Annotated in this window: 3 protein-coding genes and 3 pseudogenes; 3 read left to right on the top strand and 3 right to left on the bottom strand. The window is 51.1% G+C overall.

Going from position 1 to position 3,423, the window contains the following annotated elements:
* From BG74_RS15440 to hda, 3 genes and pseudogenes are all read left to right on the top strand, one after another.
* Nucleotides 1–148 (top strand): uracil phosphoribosyltransferase (locus BG74_RS15440; RefSeq protein WP_305809558.1); only part of this gene is annotated, 148 nt, incomplete at its 5' end.
* A gap of 58 nt (nt 149–206) precedes the next feature.
* Nucleotides 207–713 (top strand): annotated as a pseudogene (locus tag BG74_RS20095) (solute carrier family 23 protein); the annotation flags it as partial.
* Nucleotides 714–846: 133 nt separating this feature from the next.
* Complete coding sequence (hda, locus tag BG74_RS00560; protein WP_066595745.1) at nt 847–1,575, top strand: DnaA inactivator Hda; 729 nt, start codon at nt 847–849, stop codon at nt 1,573–1,575.
* A gap of 326 nt (nt 1,576–1,901) precedes the next feature.
* Here hda and BG74_RS15435 read toward each other — a convergent pair.
* The 3 genes and pseudogenes from BG74_RS15435 to BG74_RS09760 form a co-directional block, all read right to left on the bottom strand.
* A pseudogene (locus BG74_RS15435) lies at nt 1,902–2,325 on the bottom strand (M48 family metalloprotease); the annotation flags it as partial.
* 124 nt (nt 2,326–2,449) lie between these two features.
* Entirely contained in the window at nt 2,450–2,917 is a 468-nt protein-coding gene (bcp, locus tag BG74_RS00555) for a thioredoxin-dependent thiol peroxidase (protein ID WP_066595742.1), read from the bottom strand.
* Nucleotides 2,917–3,423 (bottom strand): annotated as a pseudogene (locus BG74_RS09760) (ACT domain-containing protein); the annotation flags it as partial. The pseudogene BG74_RS09760 and the gene bcp, both read right to left, overlap by 1 nt.

Raw genomic sequence — 3,423 nt, 5'->3', positions numbered from 1 at the left:
GGCAGCGCCCGAGGGCATCGAAGCGCTGGAAAAAGCGCATCCCGACTTAGAGCTTTATACCGCGGCTATTGACAAGGGACTAAACGAAAAAGGCTATATAATACCGGGCCTGGGTGACGCGGGCGATAAAATCTTTGGTACTAAATAATAATAAACCGGCCAATGAGTCGGTTTTTTTTTGACCCTGAAATTTGAGGAAAGTCGCCATGACCCGTCGCGCCATCGGGGTGTCCAGAACGCACAGCGCTTGCTTAAAACTATCCCTGCTGAGTCTACAGCATCTGTTCACTATGTTTGACGCCACGGTGTTGGTGACGATTTTATTCAAAATCAATCCCAGTACTATCCTGCTCTTTAACAGCATAGGAACCTTGCCGTACCTTTTTATCTGCAAGGGCAAAATCTCTGCCTATCTTTGCTCCAGTTTCGTCTTTGTTTCTCTGGTGCTGCTGTGTTACTGCTCGGCTATGAGCTGGTACTAGGAGCTTTTATCGCCTGTGGCACGCTGTTTTTCCTGGTAGGCTTTATCGTCAAAAGGTGGGAACAGGTTCGATCAACATCATTTTCCCTCTCGCCGCTATGAGGGTGATAGTGACTTCGTTGGCCTGGCGCTGGCTGGCGTGTCGTGGCCAATATGGCGGGTGTTGCCTAGCGCCGATGCGCCAGTGGATGCTATCACCGTGGTTATTTCCATGGCCACCCTCGATGTTACTTAGCTTGATATTCCGCGTTATCACGCTGCTGCGCCGCGAAGAGAAAATCCTGGAGCCCGATGAAGGCACGCCCCCTGACAGCAGAGCCACGCCATTCTCACTGCGCGATTAAGGTTATGGTAAACTGAGAAAGATCTTTACCAGAACGCAAGAGGTACATCTGAACACGCCAGCGCAGCTTTCTTTACCGCTCTATTTACCCGATGATGAGACCTTCGCCAGCTTTTATCCCGGCGAAAATGGCACGCTGCTGGCGGCACTGCAGGAAATGCTATCTCACGAACACGGCAGTTACCTCTATTTTTGGTCACGTAAGGGGGAGGGGCGAAGCCATTTGTTGCATGCCGCCTGCGCGCAACTAGCGGCGCGCACCCAGGCAGTAGGTTATGTACCGCTGGATAAACGTACATGGTTCGTCCCAGAAATACTGGAAGAAATGGAACAATTAGCGCTGGTGACCATCGATAATATCGAGTGTATCGTCGGCGATCCGCCGTGGGAAATAGCAATTTTTAATCTCTATAACCGCATTCAGGAATCCGGACGCACCCAGCTTATCATCAGCGGCAATTGCCCACCGCGCCAATTAAATCTCAGCCTGCCTGACCTAGCCTCCCGTTTGGATTGGGGGCAGATTTATCGTTTGCAGCCGCTCTCTGACGAAGAGAAGGGCGCGGCCCTACAGCTGCGGGCGAAGTTGCGTGGATTTGAATTGCCGGAAGACGTCAGCCGCTTTTTGTTGAAACGATTAGAAAGGGATATGCGCACGCTGTCGGCGACGCTGGATCAGCTTGATCATGCGTCCATCCGCACGCAACGCAAACTGACCATCCCGTTCGTGAAGGCTATCTTGAACCTCTAATAGTCTAACGTGCTCCAACCATTAGAACCGTAGGATGGGCTAATACTGTGGTGTGGGCACATGCCAGTACGCCCTTCGTCGAGGGTTGACGCATATATCATAGATGCTGCGTTGAGCATAGGCGCGCTTTCCAGATGACTTCAATTCCATATGACTTCAAGTTGAGCCGTAGCGCGCTGTCTATAGGCTTCGAGTTAAGTAGTGCCTCTTACCTTTTAAGTCAGTGTGGCGCGCCTCCTGTGTGTCCTGTAGAGTAGGGCTCGGTTTTTAGTGATGCGTACACTTTATGCGAAGCGCAGCTGTAACTGCTCGATATGACGGATCTACAGGATGGCGCCCAGCACGCCGATCGAGGTCAACGGCGTGTTGCGTCGATGATCTTCCATATCGCGCGCCAGATGACGCTGTGTCGCATGAGGCAATCCGTGGGGGCTATGCCGTCGCTAGTTCGCTTTCACTGTCGGTATAGTTAAACAGCGCCGAATGTAGCACACCATATTGCCGCCGAAAAAAGAGAACGCGTTGAGCTCGTTGCTGAGTAGCAACAAAAATGGAAGGTCGTGCGCACCGAGTTGGCATGGGCTGGCTACCAGCGCTCCACCCAACTGGTTGATGTACTGGTTTAACAGCGGATCGTTGATGATTGGAGCACCGCCGTGCCGCTTGGAGCACTAAGTAATCCCCAATTTACATCTCCTCTTTGATGCTTAGAGTGCTACCGGCAGTGGTGCCCATATCCGGTAAATTGTCCTGGAATTTCGTCTGCGTGCACCGGGAACGCGCTAACGAACGCGGTCAGCAGTAGCACGATAATGGTTTTTTCAACCGAGTAGCGTAAGCTAACCGATGCTGCCGGCGGCTTTGCGGGCTGCGTTCAGACGCTTTTCAGATAGGCCAGCACGATATCGTGGTGATTGCTGGTTTTGAAATCGTCGAATACTTTTTCGATAGCGCTATCGACACCCACTAGGAAGCTGATACGGTGAATGCCATCATAGGTTTTTCCTATAAAGCTCTTCTTACCCCATACGCCGAACTGATTGGCGACCTGATGGTCTTCATCGGAGAGCAAGGTGAAATTCAGCAGTTCTTTTTCGGCGAAGCGGGATAGTTTCTCTGGTTTGTCGGTGCTGATGCCCAGGACATCCACCCCGGCTTTTTTTAGGTCGTCCATGTTATCGCGCAACCCGCACGCTTGTACGGTACAGCCTGGCGTCATTGCTTTGGGATAAAAGTAGACCAACACTCTTTGTTCCTGGAAGTCGGTAAGGCTGATGAGTTCACCGTCCTGATCGAGCAGGCTAAATTGTGGTGCTATATCACCGGATTTCAGTGGCGTCATTATAATACTCCGTCTCTTTCCTGATGTTGTGGATGATTGATAACTCTAATACTGCCTTGCGTCTGCAGCTCTGTACAGGGTTAATGAAACTTCTGTTCAATCAGCAGAATCAGGCCCCTGGCCTGGCCGTATATGGTCATCGAGAGTGTCAGCCAGGGCGGCTATTGCGAGCCAGTCGGCTGTGTTTTAGTCGCAAGTTCCGCCAAGGTCATCTGATGACTATAAAAAATCTTTTATCTATAAATAAGATATTTAGAGTCATTCACCTTTATCTTATGATCCACACCGTGCTCGGCGTCGCCGGTTGCTCCTGGGCATTAGTGCGCTTCATGACAATCAATAAATCCAACTTGGCCTCTTTCAGTGGCAGGGTAGATTCAATTTGCGTTGCGCGATGGCGTTCCACCCGCCGGAAAGCAGCATAAGCATAATAAAGGTAAATTCCTCGCCTAGCATAGCGAGTCGGCTATCTGCAATATTGCAGCCGCAGTTGCTGAAGTGGCGGG

It is taken from the genome of Sodalis-like endosymbiont of Proechinophthirus fluctus, assembly GCF_001602625.1.
Lineage (GTDB): Bacteria > Pseudomonadota > Gammaproteobacteria > Enterobacterales > Enterobacteriaceae.
Note: the sequence above shows the minus strand (reverse complement) of the source record. Positions and strands in the feature narration are given on the sequence as shown.

What these genes read in the sequence shown, in the direction of transcription:
- bcp (WP_066595742.1), bottom strand. Translation starts at nt 2,917, where the DNA reads ATGACGCCACTGAAATCCGGTGATATAGCACCACAATTTAGCCTGCTC.